Source organism: Staphylococcus pasteuri, from assembly GCF_030547725.1.
In the GTDB taxonomy this organism is placed as follows: Bacteria; Bacillota; Bacilli; order Staphylococcales; family Staphylococcaceae; genus Staphylococcus; species Staphylococcus pasteuri.
In genome coordinates, this window is the sequence record NZ_JAUOQO010000351.1 from 1 (window position 1) to 271 (window position 271).

Genomic DNA, 271 nt, shown 5'->3' on the forward strand with positions numbered 1-271 from the left:
CTTAATGGGTAACCTTCGAGCTGAACGATGAAATTTAGGATATCAATCGACCCTCCAGCTAAACCGGCGGTACCGGCCGACGTTATTTCGTTTCTTGATCCCATCAGCATAACCGCTGGATTCGGGTTGACGGCGAGTGAAGCCCTTCAATTTTTCCGCCAGAAGGGGCTTAAGACTTCTTTTGATTATAAGGATCTCATCAAAGAGGAGCACGAGGTGGCATTCACGGTTGCCAAGATGCTTGATATGGATATGTTGAGTGCTGTTAAGG

1 protein-coding gene is annotated in these 271 nt (G+C 47.2%); it reads left to right on the forward strand.

The window, feature by feature from the left end; all coding sequences use genetic code 11:
- Positions 1 to 27 precede the first annotated feature (27 nt).
- Positions 28 to 271 (forward strand): putative phage head morphogenesis protein (locus Q4528_RS13960; protein WP_303522189.1); only part of this gene is annotated, 244 nt, incomplete at its 3' end.